Genomic DNA, 20,335 nt, shown 5'->3' on the forward strand with positions numbered 1-20,335 from the left:
GGACACCGTTATGACGATCTCGCTTCTCGGCTTTGCGGCCGTCATCGTACTGGCCTTCCTGCGGGTTCCGATCGCCTTTGCGATGGGGCTGGTCGGCGTCGTCGGATTTGGTTGGTTGAACGATTGGAAATGGACGGCGGCCTTGTCGCCCGCGGCAGGTACGGTGCTGGATTCGGTGCAGACCGAAACGCTTTCGGTCCTGCCGCTGTTCATCTTGATGGGGCTGCTGGTCAGTCAGGCCGGGCTTGCGAGCGAACTCTACCGCGCCTCCAACGCCTTTCTGGGACACAGGCGTGGCGGCCTGGCGATGGCGACGGTCATCGCCTGCGGCGGATTTTCCGCGATATCCGGATCGTCACTTGCCACGGCGGCGACGATGTCCAAGGTGGCCATGCCGGAGATGCGCCGGTACGGCTATGACGACCAGCTCGCCACCGCGTCGATCGCCGCCGGCGGCACGCTCGGCATTCTGATACCGCCGTCCGTCATCCTGATCATCTATGGCGTGATGACCGAACAGAGCATCGAAAAGCTCTTCCTGGCCGGCGTGATACCGGGGCTGGTGGGCATCCTTCTCTATCTGGCCGCCGTCCGGTTCATCGTCTGGCGCCGCCCCCATTTCGGACCTTCGGGGGCACGTTCGGATTGGCACGCGCGCGCCGCAGCGGTGCGGAACGTCTGGCCGATCGTGCTGCTCTTCACCGCGGTGCTGGGCGGCATCTATCTGGGCATCTATACCACGACCGAGGCGGCAGGAATCGGTGCGGCCGGAGCACTGGTGATCGCGCTCGTGCGTCGCAAGCTCGGCGGCAGAGCGTTGCTCGATGCCCTGATCGAGACCCTGCAAACGACGGCTTCGCTGTTCGCGGTGCTCATAGGAGCGGTGATCTTTCAGCGCTTCGTCGTTCGCGCCGGTCTGCCGGAAGCGCTGCTCGAGGTCGTCACCGCACTCGATGTCGGCCCGCTTGCCGTCATCTTCATGATCCTGCTTGTCTACTTCCTGCTCGGCTGCGTGTTTGAAAGCCTGTCGATGATGCTGTTGACGGTGCCCGTGTTCGCGCCGGTCGTCGCGGGACTGGGCCTGTTCTCCCAATATGGCGCGATGGGCGAGGAACTCTCGCTGATCTGGTTCGGCATCTTCGTGGTGGTGGCAACCGAAATCAGCCTCATCACGCCGCCGGTTGGGCTCAACGTCTACGTCCTGAAAGGCGTCATCGGCGACGTGGCGACGGGAACGATCTTCAGGGGCATCACGCCCTTCTGGGCTGTCGATATCGTTCGGCTCGTGCTTCTCGTCTTCATACCTTACATGGCGATCGCCTTGCCGTTGACGATGCAGAACTGAGGGGCCCCACCGATGGCGGACAAAGCAAACATGTCGCTCACGTTCCGAACCCTGTTCCGCCGCTTCACGACCGGGGTGGCAGTGGTCGGTGTCGCCGGCGGCGACGGCCCGGTCGGCGCGACGGTAAACTCGCTGACGGCGGTCAGCCTCGACCCGATGCTCTTGCTGTTCTGCGCGCGGAACGGCAGTCGAACCGCCGGCCACATCCAAGAGACTGGTGCGTTCTCCGTCAACATCCTGACCGCCGAGCAGGAGGCGGTCTCGCGGCACTATGCCGGCGAGCCGGGCGACAAGCCGGACTGGACATGGCACGCCTTTGACGAGACGGTCCGACTGGAGGGCGCCAATGCGACCTTCGTGTGCCGGCTGGAACGGGTTCACCCCGCAGGAGATCACGCCATCATCGTCGGCCGGGTCACCGACATGGCCGGACCGGAAACCCCCGGGACTCCTCTTCTTTATCACGGTGGCGGTTACGCCGCGCTCCCCTGGCCCGGCGAGGCGCCGGAACCGGTCGAACCCGTCAGCTTCTGGTGGACCGGCTAGCCGACATCCAGCCGTTCGGCATGGGCCGGCGAAATGACGAAATAGCCGTCATCGAGATAGAGGGTCCCGCTCTCGCGCATGCGTTTGAGGGTCCGCGTGACGGTCACACGCGAAACGCCGGTCATGGCGGCGATCATTTCGTGAGTCAGTCTCGTGCGCACCATATTGCCCTTGGCGTGACGCGTGCCGAACATCTCGCCGAGCCGCGTCAACAATTCGAGCACGCGCTCCTCGGGCTTGTTCGAGACCATTTGCTCGAGGCGAAGCGCCAACACACGCTGCTTCAAGCTCGTCAGCCGCAACAAGATCAACGCGAACTCGGGGTGCTCGCGAAACAGATCGGGCAGCCTGCGCGCCTCGAACTCGAGGACCGTGGTCGGCTCGGTCGCCACCGCGGACGAGAAGCTGGGTAAACCCGCAAAAGCCGTCGCCTCGCCGCAGATCGTGTCGGGGCCCATTTTTTCAAGCACGATCTCGACGCCGTCGATGCGGAAAATCGATATCTGAACGAGCCCGCTGACGACGAAATAGAAGCTGTTGCTCGGTTCGCCCTGCGCATAGATCTGCTCGCCGGCCCGGAACGTCTTTTCCCGCACCAGATGTCGCAGCTCCGAGATCATCGAAGCCAACTGGTTCGGCATGCGCCACGTGGCTTCCGGCTTACCGGTCATCTTCATTGCCTGCCTGCGGGAACCGAACGCTGACAGTATCCGGCGATACAGCGCCGACGATCATACTGCACATATGGTTCCCTAGCACACATCGAACGAGCGAGGGAAACGTCGGAATGGCTCTGCAAACTCTCCAAACGCACGACGCGGACGGCGACGATTGGACCGCAGGCGAAGAGGTTGTCGCCAAGGCAGCGTCCGCCGTTCCATGGCTGCTGGACCAAGCGGGCCGTGTGGACCGCGACCGGACGATCCCGGACGACGTCGCGGCGGCACTGATCGAAACCGGCATTTTCAGGCTGGCCCAGCCAAGGCGTTTCGGCGGGATGGGCGCATCGCCGAGCCTGATGTGGCGGGCGGTTTTCGAGATCGCGCGCGGTTGCGCGTCCTGCGCGTGGATCTCGGGGCTGACCTGCGCCAATCTGCTGGTCGTCGGGCGCTTCTCCGAAGCGGCGCAACAAGAGGTCTTCGCACCCGACAGTTCACCCGTCGTGCCCTTGTTGACCGGCGGTGTCGGTCACGACATCAAGATCGAAACGCGCGATGACGGCATCATGCTCTCGGGCAAGTGGCGCTATGCCTCCGGCATCGATCTCGCCTCCTGGGTCGGCCTTCTCGTGAACCCCGCGCCGACGGACGGTCGCGCCGAGCCCGTTCTGGTTCTCGTGCCGGCGGACGCGTTCACGATTGACCATGACAGTTGGCATGTCATCGGCATGCGTGGCACGGGCAGCAAGAACATCGTCCTGGAAAGCGCGTTCGTGCCGCACCACCGGATGATGGACTGGGCGGCTCTTCAGGTTGGCGAGAAGCATGCCTCCTGTCCCAACGACGAGCCGGCCTATCGGTTTCCGCTGAACGCGCTCCTCGCCATGTCGGTGATCGCGCCGACGCTCGGCGTCGCCTCGGCGGTGGCGGAGGAATATGCCGCGATCGTCAGCCAGCGCGTGCAGTCGAACGGTCAGGGGAAGCAGGTCGCCGACAGGTCCTCCCATGTCGATCTCGCCGCCGGCATCGCGACGATGGACATGCTGCGCAATGTCCTGATCACAGAGGTCGAAGCGATCGAGCGCAAAGTCGAACGCGGTCAGACGCTAAGCTTGGAGGATCGCGCACTCCTGCGGATGAAGATCGCCATCGCCGCGCGCAAAGGCCTGTCGGTCGCACAAGAACTGTTTGCCGGTGTGGGAGGCAGCCTGCTGCCGGAAGGAACCCGGATCGAACGGCAGTTCCGCGACCTCCATGCGATGAGCAGCCATTTCCTGTTGCAGCCCGACCCGATCGGTGAGGCCTATGGCCGCTTGCTGCTGGGGCTGGATCTGCCCGCCGGCGCTCGCCTTTGAGCATCTTTGGGGCCGTGGATCGACACCGGCCCTCGCCAACACACGAAACCCCAGCAAGAGGCACGCCATGACCAAGACAACATTCAACCCCGAAGACCCCGCCTTTGCGACGCCCGACGGCTCGACGATCTTTGCCAAGTTCGGCTACTCGGCGGCCGTGCGGTCCGGCGATCACGTCTTCGTCGCCGGACAGATCGGTCTCAATCCCGATGGAACGGTACCGGACGATGACGAGGGGCAGATCGTCCGCGCATTCGAACGGCTTGAACTCGTGCTCCGGAGCGCGGGATGCGGCATGGAGCATCTCGTCGAACTGGTGTCCTATCATGTCGGCTTGCAGGGCCATCTTTCGCAGTTCGTCGAGATCAAGAAGCGGTTCGTCCCTGAACCGCATCCAACGTGGACCATTCTCGAAGTCGCCGGCCTGGCACGCCCTGGTCTCGTGATCGAGATCAAGGCCGTGGCGGCCCTGCCGTCGAGCTGATCCCTGATGGCGAATGGTGCTGTCAGGTCGCGTTCCGTCGGCTCTGCCGGACGGTATCTGCTGACGTGTGGGACGATCTACCGCCATGCATGGGACGACCGTCCGGCGGAGGCCATGCTGGTCGACAACGGGCGGATATCCTGGTCTGGCGCGCGGGGAGAGGCGCCGGCGGCGGATCGCGTGATCGATCTGGGCGGCGGCACCGTTCTGCCCGGGATGACCGATGCGCATGTGCATTTGCTGGCCGTCGGACAGGCGCGGCAGCAGGTCTCGGCGATCGCGCCGGACATTCGCTCGCGCGACGACTATTTGCAGCGCCTCACGTCCACATCGCAGGGCATGCCCGCCGGCGCCTGGCTCTTCGGCGGCGATGTCAACGAACAGCTGTGGCCGGAGAAGCGGATGCCGGATCGCGCGGCCCTCGACGCTGCCATGCCGGATCGCCCCGTCTTGCTGCGCCGCTTTTGCGGCCATGTCGCGATGCTCAACTCGGCGGCCCTCCAGGCGCTGAATCTGAATGCTGAGTCCGCCGGCACAGCCGGGGTAGAACTTGACCGCGACGGTGGCGCGCCGACGGGCATCGCAAGGGAACGTGCGGCCGAGTTCGTGTTCCGCGCCGCGCCCCGCCCTCCGGACCGCCAGATCGCTCGCGCGACGCGGCAGGTGATCAACGACCTGTCCCGGTTGGGGGTCACCGCTGCCGTGGATGCCGCCGTCGGCTTCACGTTCGGATTCGAACCGGAGTGGAACTTCTGGCAGCTCTTGCACGAAGAAGGGGACCTGCCGCTTCGGCTCGGGTTCATGGCACAGATCGATCCGGCCACCGCAAAAGCACTGTCGCTTGCGCCCGTCCGCGATCCATGGTGGCAATTGTGTACCCTGAAGATCTTCGTCGACGGCATTATCGGGGCGCGCACCGCGGCCATGAGCCGGCGCTATCACGACACCGATGGCAGCGGCTATCTGATGCATGAGCCGGCCGAAATCCGAAAGTTCGTTCAGGCAGGCCACGATCAGGGCTGGCAAATTGCCGCTCACGCGATCGGCGATCTTGCCATCGATGCCATCATGGACGCGATCGCCGCGGCGCAGTCCGGCCGGTCTCGCAACGGCTTGCGCCACCGCATCGAGCATTTCGGCCTTCCCGACCCCTCGGCCTTCCGGCGCGCCGCCGACCTTGGGGTCCTGGTGGCGACCCAGCCAAGCTTCATCTCACGCATGGGCGACTCCTGGCCCATCGCACTGGGCGATCGGCATCACCGCTGCTTTCCCGCCCGGTCCCTTATCGAAGCCGGTCTGTGCCTGGCCGGCAGTTCCGATGCACCGACCGGCGAACTGTCGCCATGGGCGGGGATTCAATCCTTCGTCACGCGGCGCGCCGCGAGCGGCCAACCCAGCGGCCCGCACGAGGCCCTGTCGGTGCGCCAGGCCATTCACGCCTATACGAGTGGCGGTGCCATCGCCATGGGACACGATGCCTGGCGCGGGACGCTGCATACCGGCATGGCGGCCGATTTCGCGCTGTTGGACCGCGATCCCCTCTCATGTTCGGTGGACGATCTGGCATCGATCACGGCCCGGCTCACGGTTGCCGACGGGTGGGCCATGCACGATCCGGACGGCATCCTGTAGCGAGCCAGGCCGGCCGCCGAAGACGGTCGTCCATACACTTGGCTGACAGCCGCGCGGGGGATGGGTCGGTCCGCGCTGGTTCGCCTCGCTTGTCCCAGCCATAGCGCTCCGCCATGGCGTCGACCTCGTTCTCCAAGAAGCCGAGCGCGAGCGCGCGCCGGCGAAATTCTTCGAACGTCTTGACCTCGGCCCGTCCGTCAAGACGGCGGTCCAAGAATCCGTCTTCTTTTGATTTGTCATGGTCCAAAACTGATCGATAACGCTTCCATCCGCCGTAAGGTCATCCCGATTGCCCCGTGGTGTTTTCGGACAGGAACTGAGCGGCCCATCGCCCATGGGCGACCCGGCATCACGAACGATCCGGTCCTCCTCCCGTCCGCCGGTTTCGCGCGGCAGCATCGCAATTGCAGTCCATGAAGCCGTGTACGGGACAAGTCAGACACATCTCCTCAAGGCGTTTTTTCAGGGCCTGGCGGCCCCGGTGCAGCCGGACATTCAGGTTGTTGAGGCTTAGACCGAGTGCTTTGGCCACGCGTTGGCGCGGCTCTTCGAGAAGGTCGATCCGCCAGAGAATTTCGGCATATTCGTGCTTCAGAGTGGGCAGAAGCTTGTAAAGGCAATTGCAGATTGCTTCGTCGATCTCGAAATCCGTCTCAGTCGAAAGCTCCTGGATATCCAAAGGATCCATGACGGTCTCCCGTTGCCGCCGACGAGCCGCTCGACGCTGATGGTCGATGATGGTCGTTGCGAGTACGCGGCTGAGCCACCCGCGCACGGACCTGACATCCTGCAATTGGGCCGACCGCTCGATAGCGCGGAGCATAAACGCCTGCAGCACGTCTTCGGCTTCTTCAACCGAGCCCATACGACGGCATAGAAAGCCAAAGAACTGACGGTGGCTCTCTTCGAGCGCACGTCGCACCGCAGCATCTGGAGTGTGAAGCGCATCGGATGATGCTTGATTATCGATGGGCAGGGCTTCACTTGGTCCGCTTCTCAAGACTGCAATCCTCCAGGTAAGTTTGACGCACCGGTTTGCGGTTTCTTACACCTCGGTATTGGCCAGGCCGGATCCGCAAACGGGTGCGCTGCGCCACGCCGCGATATCGGTCTGTAGGGCGAGTCCGAGGATTGCTCAGCAGTCGCACTCGGCGAACCGCCCATCGGCGCAGATCGGACAGTATTGCTTGATGCTCGCCTTCAAGGCTCGGCGGGCGCGGTGGAGGCGGACGCCGACATTGTTCGCGGTCAGACCCAGATCTTCGGCAATTTGGCTGCGTGATTCCTGGTCGAGATCGGCTCGCTTCAAAATCTCCGCGTAGTCGCATCTCAGCGTGGTCAGACCGTCTCGAACGCAGCGACACGATATGGCCACGTCATTGATCGGATCTGGATCAAGAGCGGTCGGCTGCGGTTCGCGCTTGTAAGCCTCGTCGCATCTCAGGCGAGCAGCGCGGCGTCGATAGTGATCGATGAGCGTGTTACGAAGGATGCAGCGGAGCCACGCGTCGGTCCTTGCTGCGTCATCCAGCTTTTCCGCCGACCGAATGACCTTGAGACAGAAGTCTTGAAAGGCGTCTTCAGCATCCTCCGGTCGATTAAGGCGGCGGCGGAAATAATTGAGAAATTCGCGCCTGCATTCCAGCAAGCGGTCGTGAATTGGATTGTCGTGCGGCTTCGGCACGTTCTGTCGAACGGGTGCGTGCATCGAGGGTCTCCACAGGTCAGCCATTTGGACCATGCGGACACGATCACTGGTCGTGCCCGCGTGGCGCTTGTCGTCAAGCGGCTGGGAGACGGGGAGGCCGGAAGTAAGAATAGGTCAGTGTCGGCAGTGCAGGACCGGCGCGATCAAAGCGCCATGTCGCTTTGGCCGGCCTGACGATAAAGGCGAACGCCGATGAAGGGACCCCGAAAGAGCAAACGCCGGCCGGGCGGCAACAGGCGCTGGTGCCTTCACCTTGTCCGGTGTCATTGGCGATATCAGACAGCGGCGCTTGTGAACACGCCGGTTCCGCATCAAGCGGGGCGGCCAGCGCCGGATAGGTCGATGCGATCGACGCCACCAAGACGAGGACAACGATACCCCACCGCCGATAAAACGGAGCAGGGTTCCATTTCGTCCTTTTCTTCACCAGGCCTGTCAGCATCCGATCGCCGTCTTGGGTTACGATCGCTCAGGGTTTGAACGCGAGACCGTACGCCGGTGCGATCAAGCACGCGCATGGTGGCAATCTTCAGGCGGCCTGTCGACAGTGACGATTTTGCTGCGAACGGGGCTGGCGCGAAGCCGGTCGCCCATGATGCCTCTCAGCCGATCAGGACCGTACCGTCGTCGCGCAACTCATAAGGCGGCACCACGAGGTTCCTCGGAGCCGGCCCCCTGCGAATCCTGCCGGAGGTGTCGTAGTGCGATCCGTGGCAAGGGCAGAACCAGCCGCCCCATTCACCCCGTTCATCACCTTCTCGCTGGCCCAGGGGAACGCAGCCCAAGTGGGTGCAAACGCCGACGACAACGAGCCATTCTTCGGACTTTACCCGGGAAGCATCGGTGGCCGGGTCGATCAGGTCTGGACTGTCGTCGTCGGCCTTGGCTTGAGCAACCTGCTCGGGCGTCCGACGTTCGATGAACACCGGTTGGCTGCGCCAGATCACAGTTATGCGCTGACCGGCGGCGATTGGCTCCAAATCGACTTCGGTCGTCGCAAGCGCTTGCACATCAGCCGACGGGTTCATGGCGTCGATGAATGGCCACACCGCGACGGCCGTTCCGACAGCCGCCATCATGCCCGTCGAAACAAACAGGAAATCGCGCCGTTCGATTTGCGGCGGCCAATCGTCGTCGCTGTTGGCGTCGCTCATGACCGCCCCGGCTGCTGCCCGCGCACCGCAAAGAAGTTGTAAAGGGGCCCGAATATGACGGCCACATACCAGCCATAGGCGAAAGTCTCCGCCAGCCCCAACAAGAAGCTCCGCCAGCTCAGCCATGTGAAGCCCGGGAGCAGCCGCAGCCAGGTCTGATACATGGCCTGTCCGGGAACAAGCAGGTCGAAAACAACACACAGGGTGAAGGTCAGGGCCAAAAACACTCCCAGGCTCATGCCCAATGCGAAGATCGGTATCCGTCGCGATGTTGCGTAGCGCATCGACAGATTGTCAGCCGGATCGAGCGAAGTGGTGTAACGGGTTTCCGTCATTGCTTTCCTCCAATGTCTGGCCATCGCTGTGCTCCAATGTCCGAATGGTTGGATGAAAACGACGCACCCAACGGCTCGACCTGGTGCTTTAGACGGATCGAGCCTCCAAACATTACAGCCGGACATCCCGCCGACTCGTTTCCCGCGCGGCCGCTGAAAGCTGTCGATGCGGACGGTCGAGTGCGATCCAAAACCGGCAAGAGCTTTATCGGGGACCGAGCACCCGCCTTCCAAGGCTCACGACCAGGAGCGGAACGACGATCCATTGAACGAGCGGGGAAAGGCCGGTGCCGAAGGGCGGCACGCGTGGCATGAAGTCCGAATAGGTCCAGCGCAGCGACACCTCGGTGTAGTAGTATTCAAAGCCGACGGTCAGCGCGATACCGACGGCAACGAACAATCCGAGTTGCCAGCGTTTCGGCCCGGAAATCCAGTGCCGCGATCGTGCGGCCAATGCGGTAATCCAGAAGGCGGTCAGCGCGAAGCCGACATCGCCGACGGTCGCCGATGTGCAGATCTTGATGCCTTCCCAATGGTTAAGGTCCGCCATGCCGGCATAGGTCGGCACCTGCAGGAATTCCCAGACGTAATGCAGGACAAACGACAGGAAGGCGACCGTCACCTCCGGCACGGCCCAAAGCGAGCGATCGGGCCGGGTTGGGCGGGTGCCGGTACTCATCGCATCAGATATTTGATGAGGGCGGCGACGCCGAGCACGAGAAACACCAGCACCAGAAGACCGATCAGGCCCATGCCGCCCATACCCCAAGCACTGTCCATCATTCCATTACCCATCATTTCCTTTTGCCTTCCTTGTCGATTGGCCGGTGTGCCGTTCCGATCATCGAAACGATCATCTCGCGGCTTCGTTTCCGTTCAGCCATGCGGTTTCCGGGCTGCGTGATCTGTCCGGCGTGTCACATCGATCGCGTCCGAAGCGGTTTCGTCGAGACATGCCGTTTCGATCTGAAGCGTCACGAAGAAGAAGCCAAAGCGTTCACGCAGAAGCGCATGCGCCGTCTGGAGCAATTCTCCGGCGTCTCCGTGCCATTCCGGTGCTGTGCGGACGTGAGCGGAGAACACGTAGCGGCCGCTGGTCAACGCCCAGCCGTGCACATGGTGGATATCGGAGACGCCATCGAGAGCTTCCAGCGCCGTGATGACCCGGGACAGCGACACGTCGTCCGGCGTGCCGTCCATCAACAAGTGGACCGCATCTCGCAATATGCCCCAGCTCGCCCACAGCAAAACGAAGCCAAACGCGACACCCAGCAGCGGATCGATGGCGAGGAAGCCGGTGAACTGGATGACAAGCGCCGCGACGATAATGATCAGGCTGCCGACGAAGGTCTGAATGATGTGCCAATAGGCGCCGCGGATGTTCAGGTCCTGGCCCTGCTGGCGGTAGAGCAGATAAAGCGCGATCACTTCGGTGACGATACCGCCACTGGCGACAAGCAACATTGGCCCTGTCGGCAGATGAATTGGCGCGCCCAACCGCATGACGCCCATCACGATCACAATCAGCGCCATGACCAGCAGGAATGCGCCATTGACCAGCGCGCCGATGATCTCGGCGCGATACCAGCCGAACGTCCGTCGCAGGTCGGCAGGTCTCCGAGCCAGCCGCGATGCAACGATTGCAACCAGCACACCGCCCACGGCAGAGAAGGTGTGGAAGGCATCGGAGATCACCGCCACCGAACCCGTCCACAGGCCGACAAGCAACTCGATAACGAAATAGACACCGGTCAACCAGGCCGAGATAGTCAGCGCCCGGCCGCTGGATGGCAGATGCCCGGCATGGCCCTGTCCGCCGTGGCCGGTTCGCGCTTTGCCCGAACCAGCATGGTTGCTTTCCATTCCGTCCTGATCAGCGCTCACGAGCGAGGCTCCATAGAGTAGACGCGGTTGAGTTCGTCATGGCGTTCGCGAACATCGGCGGGCCACGTGCTCTTGATGTAGCTGAGGATCGCGATGATTTCGTCGTCGGTCAGGATGTCTTCATAGGCAGGCATGGCCGACCGGTAGTTTTCGAGGTTTGCTGCACGCACGACACCCAGTTTGGTGATGTCGAACAACACTTGATCGGGATGGTGCCAGGTGTGGCCGGTTTCATCATGCGGCGGCGCGGGCATCAATCCGTCCGGTTTGGGCGAGCGCCAATCGGCGACCTCGCCTTTAAGNCGGGCGGAGGAGCTCGGCTCCGCCCGGATCCGCCCCGCCCCCTGTCAGGCGGATCGCGGCCACTGCGGCTAGCGCCGCAACCGCAATTCCGCCTGCCCCAAGCCAGATCCGAGACTTCATGTCGAGGATCCGGCTGGCGAGGACTGATAGATTCGGGGTCGGGTCATTGACCCATCCGCAGGAAGACTGCCGGCTGTTCACCGCTGCGATCCGAATAGGCATAAACGTTGTATTGGGCGTTGTCATCGAATCCCATGCCCAGCGACCCTTGCGGCATGCCAGGCACGGCCAAGCCGCGAACGTCCGGTTTCTCCGACATCAGCTTTTCCACGGCTGCAATTGGAACGTGACCTTCGAGCACGTATTTGCGTTCGCCGCCGATGACCGAGGTGTGGCAGCCGGCCAATTGGTCGGTCACTCCGCCCTGCTTCTTGATCAGCGACAGATCGTTCATGTCGCGGGTCTCGACGGTGTAGCCGGCCTCGATCATCTTGTCGGCCCAGACCTGGCAGCAGCCGCACCACGGCGTTTTGAAGACGAGGATGGATTTTTCCGGATCGGCCTCTTGCGCGGAGGCTGAGGCAAGTGTTGCGACGGTGGCCGCAACGGCGATCCCGATCATGGCCCTTTTCATTGTTCGGTATCCTTTTTCGATTTCTCGGAATGGCAACTCGTGCCGATCAGCTTGTGCATCACGAGATGCATGCCCAGACACGCCAGAAGCGGCGAGGCCGCCCAGAGCAGCTGTGTCAGGGGTTGGCCTTCGGGTGCCGCCAGAACGATCAGCCCGACGCCGGCGACCATCGCCACGCAACAGGCCATCATCAGCCAATGGGACACCGAGTGTTCCGTTTCTTTGCCCGACTGTTTGCTGGCCGGAATGGCCGGAACGGAGCGCCGGTAGGGATTGTATGGCGTCTTCATAGCACCACCACCTTCGCGCCGAGCGGCACGCGCTCATACAGATCGACCACATGATCGTTGATCATGCGAATACAGCCATTGGACACCGACTGCCCAATGGATTGCGGCTGGTTGGTGCCGTGAATCCGGTAGAGCGTGTCTCTGCCATTGCGGTAGAGATAAAGCGCCCGCGCGCCGAGCGGATTGTTCGGCCCGCCGGGGACCCCGCCGGCATAGCGGGCGTACTTCTCCGGCTCGCGGCGGATCATGTTTTGGGTTGGTGTCCAGCGAGGCCACTCGGCCTTGCGGCCGATGACGGCCGTGCCCTTGAAGGCCAGACCTGCCCGGCCGACGCCGACGCCATAGCGCCGTGCCTGTCCGCCGCCTTGCTGCAGATACAGAAAATGGTTGCGTGGGTCGATGATGATGGTGCCCGGCGCATAGCCCGACATACGGACATTTTGCGGCAGGAATTTAGGGTCGAGCGTTGGCGTATGGGCCCGGGCAGGCAAGCCAGGCAGAAATGCGCTGGCGGTAACGCCCAGCACAAACGTGCGCTTTGTGATCATGAGAAACCTCGATTGGCTGATTTCGCGAAGGCACCCTGATAGGTGCCGGCTATGAGAAATCAGGCAGCAATCGGAGGTCGAAACTGGGGTAGGGCTATGCCGTCAGGCGCGGCTCCGGAACGGGTGATCCTGAGGTCGGCGTCCGTTTCGGCGAGAAAGCCGATGATCGATGGCACGGCGTTGCCGCAATCCATGGCACAACCGCCCATGGCATGATGCATCTTGCTGTCCTCGACGCCGCAGCAATCGGCAAGCATGTCCGCCAAGCTGAGCTCGGTCAACTGGCCATGACCGGCGGCATCCGCCTTGAAGCCCGACGCTCCGTCGAGCGTCGTGCCGGGGACGGCCATTGCCGCCACCAGTGCCAGCATCACGATCATGCTCAGTACGCGCTTCATGCCGCCGTTTTAGACCAATCTCATTTGGTTTTCCACATCTGGCTTCTTCACGAGATGGTATGGCTCCATGAGATCGTCAACTCGAGGGCGACGACCTTCGTCTTCCTGCGTCTTCGCCGGTTCGACCGCCTCGGGAGTTTTCTAGCGATTGCCTTGAGCGGCAAGCCGTGCGCCAATCGCGGCCAGACCGATATCCAGCGCCGCATCGGTCTTGGCGATTGATTCAGGGCCATCCTTGATCGTACCGGTAAGCGCTCTGATCGCGTCGATGGTTTCGGGGATCACAATGGCCTGGTTGTCGACCATGTAAGCGTAGAACAACTCGTCGCCGTGCACCTTCAGCATGTCTTCCCACACCGCAACTTCGTAGAGACTGTCGTAAGGCCGGGAAAGGTCGGCCATCATCTCTTTGATCGCATTGATGGCGTTCAACCCATCTCCGGCGCGCACAAGCGCAATCCGCGAAGACGTCCGAAGGGCATTCAGCACCTCCTCCTCCTCGACGTTTCGCGTGAGTTGAACAGTCCAATAGTGCAAATGCGCCAGCGTCTGGGGAACCTTGACGGCCATCGTGACCACGTCGAGATCGGGGTCCACGCTTTGCGTATCCGGGCCTTGATGGCTTGGGATTGTGGCCTCGGGAACCAGTGTATTCATGATGCCGCCCAAATGACTTTCCCAAGGATCGGTCGCTCTGCGAAGGAGCGTTCCGCGCGCTCTTCGCAGCAGTCCTGCTCTTTTGAGGGCACTCAACGTCCGCACGATGGATGTGGTGTTGCACGACACGACCCTGGTGCTGTTTCGATCAACCGCGCTATCGTAATTGGCTTCGGCCACGAATGAATGGCCGGTGACATCATGTGCTTCGCCGCCGTGAACGATGAATTTGATGCCGCGTCGGCGGTACAGTTCGACATTCTTCGCCGCGATCCGCTTTGGCGTGCAGTCGACGACGATGTCCGATTGTTCAAGCAATTCATCCAAAACACCAGCGATCTCGAGACCAGCATCTTGCATTGGCGATGCATGGCCGTCGGACGCGGCGTAAAGCTGGAAGCCCTTGTGTTTGACGATATGAGCGCGCCAATCGCCGGTGATGTCGGCGACCCCCGACAACTCCATGTCATCCTGGGCGGCGATCGCATCGGCCACGCGTTTGCCGATGACGCCATAGCCATTCACCGCCACTCTTGTGCTGTCGTTTTCAGCCATTTGTTCCTCCATCGCTTGCGGGTCGGTCATCCGCTTGCCTAAATCGTTTTCGGTGACGCCATTGTCGCTTGCTGGTTTCACGTGCCAAAGGCGAACGCCGGCGGCAGCCAGAAAGACCGGAAGGGCCAGGCCAAATGCGAATCTCAAGGACGCCGGGGTTCGGGTTCTGTCTGGGTCTATCATTCCGGTATCCCACGGTCGGCCAACTCGGCGCGACAGGCGCGGCGGGATCGCCAATAGGGACGCTCGAAAGAAGCGTTCGTTACAGTTTGGGATCCATTGCGCCTCATCTCGATGCGACGGGAACCTTGTTCCGTCAGCGCGTATCGCGACTCCGCTGGCCGGCTGCCGGGTTCGGCGCAGGCCGCCATGGCCAGAGCCGGCTCATCGCAACGCAGATAAATGATCCGGACCAAGCGATCGGCGGCAAGCCGTTCGATGACTCAACACCAGTGATGGAGCGGAGAACGCCGGAAGGAAAAAACGTCGCCAAGATTGGGCGACGTCCAATGCACCAGTCGAGGATCTGGTGGCGGTGCTGGAGGAGGCCGGCTGTCCCGCCAAACCAGTTCGGGCCGCTTGAAGGCGGACAATATGCGAGACGGCGGCCCATCGTCTGCTACCGCTATTGCATGTCTTGCACTTGGCCGTTGGCTCAGGTCACCTCGAACCATGTGTTCATGCCGCCCGCGGCGTGTTCGAGCATGTGGCAGTGATAGAGCCACTTGCCGGGATTGTCGGCAACGAAGGCGATCCTGGTTGTCTGTTGCGGCCCGACGAGAAACGTATCCCGCCATGGCTGACCAACATCGATCTCGCTGCCCGAGCGTTCGATGACGCGGAAATGGTGGCCGTGGACATGCATGGCGTGAACGAACGCTGTATTGTTGACGGTCTCGATGACGATCGTTTCGCCGCGTTGCGCCGAATATAGCGGCGTCTCGGGAAGATTGGCGATACCGTTGAACGCCCAGACCTGGCCGGTGTCGCGGAAGTCGGAGCCTTCGAGCACTTTGCCATTGTAGGTAACGCGTCCGATGTTGCCCATCGCACCGCCCGTCATCTCGACGCGAACCGTCCGTGCGCCAGCCAATTCAGGTTCGGGCAGATCGTTGACCGGCAATGACGGCACACCCGGCCCGTCCGCCGTTTCGCCCCGGACTTCAAACCCGGCAAAGGCAAATGGCGTGTCGCCCGACAGCTCTTCGATGACGAAATCCGATCCCGCTTGCGGTACGATCAGCAGGTCGACGCGTTGCGCCGGACCGACCATGAGCGGCGCGTAGGTCAGGCGCACCGGCTCGGGCAGAGCCTGCCCGTCATAGGCGATCACTTTTGCATCGAAACGGTTCGGATCGATTTCGAGGATTCGAGCGTTGGAGGCGTTGATCAGGCGAAGCCTGTAAGGCTCACCTGCATTCAACATATTGACCGGCATGGCCCGGCCATTGACCGTCAGCCAATTGCCCAAACGCCCGTCATGGCTCCAGTCCATCAGCGAGCCGAGGCTTGCCACATCCAGCGTGCCTTCGCCGGCCAGCCGCCAATCGTCGATGACCAGCGTCAGATCATGCGCCCGATCAAAGGGAACCTCGTCTTCGTCGACGATCAGCGGTCCGTAAAGGCCGCGCGCGACCTGGTTCCAGCTCTTGTTGTGGGCGTGATACCAATAGGTACCCGCATCGGGCGCGACGAAGTCATACTCGAAGCTCTCGCCGGGTTCGATCGGCTCCTGTGTCAGCCCGGCAACGCCATCCATGGCGTTGTCGATACGAATGCCATGCCAGTGCAGGGATGTTGGCTCTTCAAGGTTGTTGGTCAAACGGACCCGTACCCGCTCGTCGCGTCGCACACGTATTTCTGGCCCGGGCGCCGAGCCGTTGTACGTCCATAGGTCGGATGCCGGCCCATCCGGCTGGAAAATGGCTTGCTGGGAGGGACCAGCAACCAGATCGATGAAGCTGCCCTGGCGGGCGAGCGCGAGCGATGGAAACTGGACGGCGAGCGCAGCAAGACCTGCCCCGCCCACAAAATGTCGGCGTGTGATGTGCATCATGAACCTCAAGAAACTGGAACGGTGAAGGATGTGGTCAGCAAGGCGGTTGCCGTGAAGATCAGCAGAAAAGCCATGGTTTCGTATCGCAGCGATCTTCGGAAACGCGGCGCCGCGCGCTCGGCATCAACCGCCAGCGCCGGCACGAAACGCCATTTGTTGAGCGCGGCGATACCGAGCACGATCGATACGAGCACCAGCTTGCCGATCAGAACCCGCCCGTAGTCGGATGCCCAAAGCGGCTCGATACCGCCAAGCAGAACATAGGCAAAAGTGCCTCCCGCGAGGATCAGCATGGGCACGATGATACTTGCTTGCCGGCCGAACCGGTCGGCGATCTCGGCGGCGTGGGATGCACCGCCATCGAACAAGGTCAAGCGGTACAGCGGGGCCAACGCACCAAACCAATAGGCCACCGCCAACAAATGAAACGTGATCAGCCCACCGAGCAGCCATTGCGGTTCGCGCGTGGCGTGGCCGGTCAGGGCAAACGAAGCAGCGACCATAATCGCGCCGAACAACGTCGCCGGCGCCCGCACTGGACGGAACAGCGCCGCGAGCAGGATCAGCGCCAAACCTCCGAGGCGGACGTAGGTGGACTCACCCAAGGGGCCTTGCAAACTGATCATGACGATGTTGGGATCGACCATGCCGCCCCAATCGTCCATCAGCCGTCCAGCTTGCACCAGCACACGGAACAGTGTCGCCGCTATGGCGATCAGCGTGGCAGCGATCGCCAGCGGCCGCAGCGCATCCGCCACTTCATCGCCGGCGCGCGGCAAACCGAGGCGGAACAAGAGCGTACCGACCGCCAGGAAGCTCGCCACGTAGATGATCAGCTTGCTTGCGGCAGCAAGCAAGCTCCAAATCATGAAGACATCGCCCAAGGTTCATTCTCCTTCGACGGTGAAGGAAAACGAGCCAGTCATGACATGGCCGTCTTCCCCGAGAGCACGCCAGTTCACCTCGTATCGACCAGCGCCCATGAACTCAGGCGTCAGGCTGATCGCATCAACCATTGCGAATGTCGGTATTTCGATCGCCCTGGTGTGACTGGCTGCGCCGTTCGTGTGCATCATCTCCACTTTCATCACACGCGCGGGTGCCGTGAACTTCAGCTGGATCGTTTCGGGGACGGCATCGAGCGTCGCTCCGTCCGCAGGCTCGGTCATGTTCATTTCGGAATGGGACAGGGCGGGTGTTGCTGCAAGCAGCAGCGCCGCAAGCGCCACAATGGATTTCTTCATGCTTGGTATCCTCTTTCTTCCTTGTCCAACGCTGCGCGTTGCGCCGTCATCGGCATCAGGCCGACAATCGTGCGACCATGGCAATGAGCGTTCAATGGACTGGGGCCGGCGCCGTTCACGGTCGCCGGGATTGCTTATCAGATCAAGGAAGAAGGATATCTGGGCGGGGGCGGATCCAGCGCGTTCGAGCGACCGGTCAGAGCTTTGACGGGCCAGTCGATTGGCGTGTGATCTGCGGTCGTGTCGGACAAGTCGGCGACGGCCGGCGCCAACAGAATATGGGCGCCACAATGCAGGGATTGCGATGGCGTACTGGACTTGCATCCGCTGGTTTCATGCGCTCCAGCGGCGTGGACCGATGGCGACTTGGAACTCGAATAACAGTCAGACGCCGGTGTCTTCACCGCATCTGCATGCGCAAACGTGCCACCTGCCAGAAACAGCATCAGGACGGCGAACATGGAAAACCATGTCGCGATGAGCCTTTTCTGCCGGTGCGCAATCCGCATCGAATCGACGAATCCTGTGCCGTTGTCGAAGGCGCTGTTAGGCACCGAATGTGACCAAGTCATGCCGCCTGACAGCCAAAGTGTCAGCAAAATTGCTTAAGAAGACATCTATCTTCCGTGCCAGATGGCCGCGCGTTGCCAACACCGCGTCGATGGCTCGACGGCAGATGCGTCAAACCCTTTGCGTTGCAGCGCTGTTTGCCGCTGTCGCCGCGTCTTGAGGGGATCGGAGGTAGAGGTAGTCGCGGACCAGAGGGACCGCGTCCTGACGGCGGCCCAATTGGAGTTGGAAGACGACATGATCGCCGTGGCGGAACGACAATTCGCTGCCGGACAGGTAGAAATCCCACATGCGCACGAAGCGCTCATCATAGAGCGCGGCAGCCTGATCAGCATTATCGAGGAACCGCTTGCGCCAGGCCCTGAGCGTTTCGGCATAGTGCAGTCGCAAGACCTCGATATCCAGCACATGAAGCCGAAGTTGCTCGATGTGCCGCATGAGTTCGGAAAGCGCCGGGATGTAGCCGCCGGGGAAGATGTATTTGTCGATCCACGGATTTGTCACGCCCGGCGGCGTCGTCCGCCCGATGGTATGAATGAGCGCAACGCCGTCATCGGACAAGAGCCTGGCGATCCGAGCGAAGTATTCGGAGTAATGCCGTGCGCCGACATGTTCGAGCATGCCGACCGAGACGATGCGGTCGAACTGGCCGTCAAGCGAGCGGTAATCGGCAAGTTCGAAATGGACTTGGTTGCCCAACCCCTGTTCGGTCGCGCGCTTGCGGGCTGTGGCAAGCTGTTCCGATGACAGCGTGATGCCAAGAACATCCGACGCTCCGAGCCGGGCCAGGCCAAGCGCCAATCCGCCCCAGCCCGAGCCGATGTCGAGAACCCGGTGACCCGGCTTGATCGCAAGCTTGCGGGCAATGTGCGCTTTCTTGGCGGCCTGCGCCTCGTCCAACGACATGTCGGGCCGGGCGAAGTAGGCACACGAATACTGCATGTCGTCATCGAGAAACAGTCGGTAGAGCGCATCGCCCAGGTCGTAGTGGTGCGCGACGTTGCGACGAGCCCGGGACGGCGGATTGGGGCCCTGCATCATCCGTGACAACCAGGCCGAACCTCTGTTTTGAGCCGTGCCGTCATCACCATAGATATTGGTCCAGACGAGATCGAGCAGGTGGTAAATCGACCGGTCACAGAGTGTCAGCGCGCCGTCCATGTAGGCCTCGCCGACTCGCAGTTCGGGATTGCGCAGGATGCGCCCGATCCAGCGCGCGTCTTTGATTTGGGCGCGCACCGGCACCGCAGTCCGCTGACCGTATATGATCTTGCCGCCGTCCGGATATGTCAGGTCAAGACGCCCGATCTGGATCTGTCGTTTCAGCAGGCGATCCAGCAGCTTTGCACCAATTGCCACGCACATCCTCCTTTCCCGCCGGTCCGCAACGCGTGATGTCTCGACATTAGAGCATTGGTTGGCAGGAAAAAGGACGCCGGCCGTCCGGCCGGGTTACAATTGGCCGCGATGCAAATCACTGTCCGGACGGCCGGCTCAAGGATCGGGGCGCAATGGCGCCGTCCAGCGCCGTTCAAAAAGCGATGCACCCGATCGGGCACCGCCCGACCTGTTCGATGTGTAACGCTTTGACGCCTGCTGCGTCCGTTAAAGGAACGGCCGGATCGATCTCGTTGACCAGCGTGTGGAGGTTTCTTCGCTCGCTGCAACTGTCGGTCAGCTAATGGAGCCAGCCATGAAGGTTAAGGACCCGGTTTGCGGACGTCACATTGACCTGGACGAGGTCTATGCAAGCGCGGAACACGAAGGATGGGAGTATTTCTTCTGCTCGGCTGTCTGTCACCGGCGGTTCCGGCTGGAGCCATCGGCGTTTGCGTCGGCGCCAAAGCCAAAAGGCGACAGTCCATCGGAAAAGAAGGCCTCTTGAGAAGGACCCATGGGACAGACTCTGAATCATCATAATCGCCACACTCATCACTCTCGCGGCAAGGCGAGCGGTCATCGCGGCCATGGTGGGCAT

General features: G+C 62.0%; 25 protein-coding genes. 6 read left to right on the top strand and 19 right to left on the bottom strand.

The features are described from left to right. The first annotated feature begins 10 nt into the window (after positions 1-10). Positions 11-1,345 carry a TRAP transporter large permease gene (locus DEM25_RS07970; RefSeq protein WP_109765463.1) on the top strand — a complete coding sequence of 445 codons (1,335 nt, stop codon included), beginning with the start codon at positions 11-13 and terminating at the stop codon, positions 1,343-1,345. 30 nt (positions 1,346-1,375) lie between these two features. Further along, complete coding sequence (locus DEM25_RS07975; RefSeq protein WP_158585205.1) at positions 1,376-1,891, top strand: flavin reductase family protein; 516 nt, start codon at positions 1,376-1,378, stop codon at positions 1,889-1,891. Here the strand turns inward: DEM25_RS07975 and DEM25_RS07980 are convergent. Beyond that, positions 1,888-2,562, bottom strand: a complete 675-nt coding sequence (locus tag DEM25_RS07980) for a Crp/Fnr family transcriptional regulator (RefSeq protein WP_158585206.1) — start codon at positions 2,560-2,562, stop codon at positions 1,888-1,890. The two genes, DEM25_RS07975 and DEM25_RS07980, sit on opposite strands and share 4 nt — an antisense overlap. A gap of 116 nt (positions 2,563-2,678) precedes the next feature. Here DEM25_RS07980 and DEM25_RS07985 point away from each other — a divergent pair, with 116 nt between their 5' ends. From DEM25_RS07985 to DEM25_RS07995, 3 genes are all read left to right on the top strand, one after another. After that, positions 2,679-3,905: an acyl-CoA dehydrogenase family protein gene (locus DEM25_RS07985; RefSeq protein ID WP_109765457.1), complete on the top strand. Its 1,227-nt coding sequence runs from the start codon at positions 2,679-2,681 to the stop codon at positions 3,903-3,905. 67 nt (positions 3,906-3,972) lie between these two features. Continuing rightward, positions 3,973-4,389: a RidA family protein gene (locus DEM25_RS07990; protein ID WP_109765772.1), complete on the top strand. Its 417-nt coding sequence runs from the start codon at positions 3,973-3,975 to the stop codon at positions 4,387-4,389. A 114-nt stretch (positions 4,390-4,503) separates the two neighbouring features. Then, positions 4,504-6,021: an amidohydrolase gene (locus DEM25_RS07995; protein WP_158585207.1), complete on the top strand. Its 1,518-nt coding sequence runs from the start codon at positions 4,504-4,506 to the stop codon at positions 6,019-6,021. 349 nt (positions 6,022-6,370) lie between these two features. Here DEM25_RS07995 and DEM25_RS08000 read toward each other — a convergent pair whose 3' ends face one another. From DEM25_RS08000 to DEM25_RS08075, 18 genes are all read right to left on the bottom strand, one after another. Beyond that, on the bottom strand, positions 6,371-7,021 hold the full coding sequence (locus tag DEM25_RS08000) for an RNA polymerase sigma factor (RefSeq protein WP_245412798.1): 651 nt from the start codon (positions 7,019-7,021) through the stop codon (positions 6,371-6,373). A gap of 135 nt (positions 7,022-7,156) precedes the next feature. Beyond that, positions 7,157-7,729: an RNA polymerase sigma factor gene (locus DEM25_RS08005; protein WP_158585208.1), complete on the bottom strand. Its 573-nt coding sequence runs from the start codon at positions 7,727-7,729 to the stop codon at positions 7,157-7,159. A 73-nt stretch (positions 7,730-7,802) separates the two neighbouring features. Continuing rightward, the gene (locus DEM25_RS17590; RefSeq protein ID WP_147393287.1) at positions 7,803-8,171 is read right to left on the bottom strand and encodes a hypothetical protein; all 369 of its coding nucleotides are present in this window, start codon (positions 8,169-8,171) and stop codon (positions 7,803-7,805) included. Positions 8,172-8,331: 160 nt separating this feature from the next. Further along, the gene (gene petA, locus DEM25_RS08010) at positions 8,332-8,883 is read right to left on the bottom strand and encodes a ubiquinol-cytochrome c reductase iron-sulfur subunit (RefSeq protein ID WP_109765449.1); all 552 of its coding nucleotides are present in this window, start codon (positions 8,881-8,883) and stop codon (positions 8,332-8,334) included. Next, entirely contained in the window at positions 8,880-9,218 is a 339-nt protein-coding gene (locus DEM25_RS08015) for a DUF5676 family membrane protein (protein ID WP_196780302.1), read from the bottom strand. The genes petA and DEM25_RS08015 overlap by 4 nt, the downstream gene beginning before the upstream one ends. A 205-nt stretch (positions 9,219-9,423) precedes the next feature. Then, complete coding sequence (locus DEM25_RS08020; RefSeq protein ID WP_109765447.1) at positions 9,424-9,897, bottom strand: hypothetical protein; 474 nt, start codon at positions 9,895-9,897, stop codon at positions 9,424-9,426. A 197-nt stretch (positions 9,898-10,094) separates the two neighbouring features. Beyond that, the gene (locus DEM25_RS08025) at positions 10,095-11,102 is read right to left on the bottom strand and encodes a cation diffusion facilitator family transporter (protein WP_245412799.1); all 1,008 of its coding nucleotides are present in this window, start codon (positions 11,100-11,102) and stop codon (positions 10,095-10,097) included. Further along, positions 11,099-11,356: a c-type cytochrome gene (locus DEM25_RS08030; protein ID WP_120222673.1), complete on the bottom strand. Its 258-nt coding sequence runs from the start codon at positions 11,354-11,356 to the stop codon at positions 11,099-11,101. Before DEM25_RS08030 ends, DEM25_RS08025 begins: the two co-directional genes overlap by 4 nt. A gap of 212 nt (positions 11,357-11,568) precedes the next feature. Then, a complete protein-coding gene (locus DEM25_RS08035) occupies positions 11,569-12,027 on the bottom strand; it encodes a DUF411 domain-containing protein (protein WP_245412800.1) in 459 nt (152 codons plus the stop codon). A gap of 8 nt (positions 12,028-12,035) precedes the next feature. Next, complete coding sequence (locus DEM25_RS08040; protein WP_109765439.1) at positions 12,036-12,329, bottom strand: DUF2933 domain-containing protein; 294 nt, start codon at positions 12,327-12,329, stop codon at positions 12,036-12,038. Continuing rightward, positions 12,326-12,877 (bottom strand): L,D-transpeptidase, encoded by a 552-nt coding sequence (locus tag DEM25_RS08045; protein WP_109765437.1) that lies wholly within the window; start codon positions 12,875-12,877, stop codon positions 12,326-12,328. The genes DEM25_RS08040 and DEM25_RS08045 overlap by 4 nt, the downstream gene beginning before the upstream one ends. Positions 12,878-12,936: 59 nt before the next feature. Continuing rightward, entirely contained in the window at positions 12,937-13,257 is a 321-nt protein-coding gene (locus DEM25_RS08050) for a hypothetical protein (protein ID WP_147393288.1), read from the bottom strand. Positions 13,258-13,416: 159 nt separating this feature from the next. Continuing rightward, positions 13,417-14,670: a type II glyceraldehyde-3-phosphate dehydrogenase gene (locus DEM25_RS08055; RefSeq protein ID WP_245412801.1), complete on the bottom strand. Its 1,254-nt coding sequence runs from the start codon at positions 14,668-14,670 to the stop codon at positions 13,417-13,419. A 472-nt stretch (positions 14,671-15,142) separates the two neighbouring features. Continuing rightward, positions 15,143-16,543 carry a multicopper oxidase family protein gene (locus DEM25_RS08060; protein ID WP_342633465.1) on the bottom strand — a complete coding sequence of 467 codons (1,401 nt, stop codon included), beginning with the start codon at positions 16,541-16,543 and terminating at the stop codon, positions 15,143-15,145. Between the two features lie 5 nt (positions 16,544-16,548). Continuing rightward, positions 16,549-17,427 (bottom strand): CopD family protein, encoded by an 879-nt coding sequence (locus DEM25_RS08065; protein WP_109765430.1) that lies wholly within the window; start codon positions 17,425-17,427, stop codon positions 16,549-16,551. A gap of 3 nt (positions 17,428-17,430) precedes the next feature. After that, a complete protein-coding gene (locus DEM25_RS17765; protein WP_158585209.1) occupies positions 17,431-17,787 on the bottom strand; it encodes a copper resistance CopC family protein in 357 nt (118 codons plus the stop codon). A 137-nt stretch (positions 17,788-17,924) separates the two neighbouring features. Next, entirely contained in the window at positions 17,925-18,359 is a 435-nt protein-coding gene (locus DEM25_RS17770) for a hypothetical protein (protein ID WP_158585210.1), read from the bottom strand. A 109-nt stretch (positions 18,360-18,468) separates the two neighbouring features. Next, the gene (locus DEM25_RS08075; protein WP_245412802.1) at positions 18,469-19,716 is read right to left on the bottom strand and encodes an SAM-dependent methyltransferase; all 1,248 of its coding nucleotides are present in this window, start codon (positions 19,714-19,716) and stop codon (positions 18,469-18,471) included. A gap of 334 nt (positions 19,717-20,050) precedes the next feature. Between DEM25_RS08075 and DEM25_RS18405 the strand changes: the two genes are divergently transcribed. Then, on the top strand, positions 20,051-20,242 hold the full coding sequence (locus DEM25_RS18405) for a YHS domain-containing protein (RefSeq protein ID WP_109765768.1): 192 nt from the start codon (positions 20,051-20,053) through the stop codon (positions 20,240-20,242). The last annotated feature ends 93 nt before the right edge of the window (positions 20,243-20,335 follow it).

The sequence above is a fragment of the Oceaniradius stylonematis genome (assembly GCF_003149475.2).
In the GTDB taxonomy this organism is placed as follows: Bacteria; Pseudomonadota; Alphaproteobacteria; order Rhizobiales; family Rhizobiaceae; genus Roseitalea; species Roseitalea stylonematis.

What these genes read in the sequence shown, in the direction of transcription:
- DEM25_RS07970 (WP_109765463.1), top strand. Translation starts at nt 11, where the DNA reads ATGACGATCTCGCTTCTCGGCTTTGCGGCCGTCATCGTACTGGCCTTC.
- DEM25_RS07975 (WP_158585205.1), top strand. Translation starts at nt 1,376, where the DNA reads ATGTCGCTCACGTTCCGAACCCTGTTCCGCCGCTTCACGACCGGGGTG.
- DEM25_RS07980 (WP_158585206.1), bottom strand. Translation starts at nt 2,562, where the DNA reads ATGACCGGTAAGCCGGAAGCCACGTGGCGCATGCCGAACCAGTTGGCT.
- DEM25_RS07985 (WP_109765457.1), top strand. Translation starts at nt 2,679, where the DNA reads ATGGCTCTGCAAACTCTCCAAACGCACGACGCGGACGGCGACGATTGG.
- DEM25_RS07990 (WP_109765772.1), top strand. Translation starts at nt 3,973, where the DNA reads ATGACCAAGACAACATTCAACCCCGAAGACCCCGCCTTTGCGACGCCC.
- DEM25_RS07995 (WP_158585207.1), top strand. Translation starts at nt 4,504, where the DNA reads ATGCTGGTCGACAACGGGCGGATATCCTGGTCTGGCGCGCGGGGAGAG.
- DEM25_RS08005 (WP_158585208.1), bottom strand. Translation starts at nt 7,729, where the DNA reads ATGCACGCACCCGTTCGACAGAACGTGCCGAAGCCGCACGACAATCCA.
- DEM25_RS17590 (WP_147393287.1), bottom strand. Translation starts at nt 8,171, where the DNA reads ATGCTGACAGGCCTGGTGAAGAAAAGGACGAAATGGAACCCTGCTCCG.
- petA (WP_109765449.1), bottom strand. Translation starts at nt 8,883, where the DNA reads ATGAGCGACGCCAACAGCGACGACGATTGGCCGCCGCAAATCGAACGG.
- DEM25_RS08015 (WP_196780302.1), bottom strand. Translation starts at nt 9,218, where the DNA reads ATGACGGAAACCCGTTACACCACTTCGCTCGATCCGGCTGACAATCTG.
- DEM25_RS08020 (WP_109765447.1), bottom strand. Translation starts at nt 9,897, where the DNA reads ATGAGTACCGGCACCCGCCCAACCCGGCCCGATCGCTCGCTTTGGGCC.
- DEM25_RS08030 (WP_120222673.1), bottom strand. Translation starts at nt 11,356, where the DNA reads ATGCCCGCGCCGCCGCATGATGAAACCGGCCACACCTGGCACCATCCC.
- DEM25_RS08035 (WP_245412800.1), bottom strand. Translation starts at nt 12,027, where the DNA reads ATGATCGGGATCGCCGTTGCGGCCACCGTCGCAACACTTGCCTCAGCC.
- DEM25_RS08040 (WP_109765439.1), bottom strand. Translation starts at nt 12,329, where the DNA reads ATGAAGACGCCATACAATCCCTACCGGCGCTCCGTTCCGGCCATTCCG.
- DEM25_RS08045 (WP_109765437.1), bottom strand. Translation starts at nt 12,877, where the DNA reads ATGATCACAAAGCGCACGTTTGTGCTGGGCGTTACCGCCAGCGCATTT.
- DEM25_RS08050 (WP_147393288.1), bottom strand. Translation starts at nt 13,257, where the DNA reads ATGATCGTGATGCTGGCACTGGTGGCGGCAATGGCCGTCCCCGGCACG.
- DEM25_RS08055 (WP_245412801.1), bottom strand. Translation starts at nt 14,670, where the DNA reads ATGATAGACCCAGACAGAACCCGAACCCCGGCGTCCTTGAGATTCGCA.
- DEM25_RS08060 (WP_342633465.1), bottom strand. Translation starts at nt 16,543, where the DNA reads ATGATGCACATCACACGCCGACATTTTGTGGGCGGGGCAGGTCTTGCT.
- DEM25_RS17765 (WP_158585209.1), bottom strand. Translation starts at nt 17,787, where the DNA reads ATGAAGAAATCCATTGTGGCGCTTGCGGCGCTGCTGCTTGCAGCAACA.
- DEM25_RS17770 (WP_158585210.1), bottom strand. Translation starts at nt 18,359, where the DNA reads ATGACTTGGTCACATTCGGTGCCTAACAGCGCCTTCGACAACGGCACA.
- DEM25_RS18405 (WP_109765768.1), top strand. Translation starts at nt 20,051, where the DNA reads ATGAAGGTTAAGGACCCGGTTTGCGGACGTCACATTGACCTGGACGAG.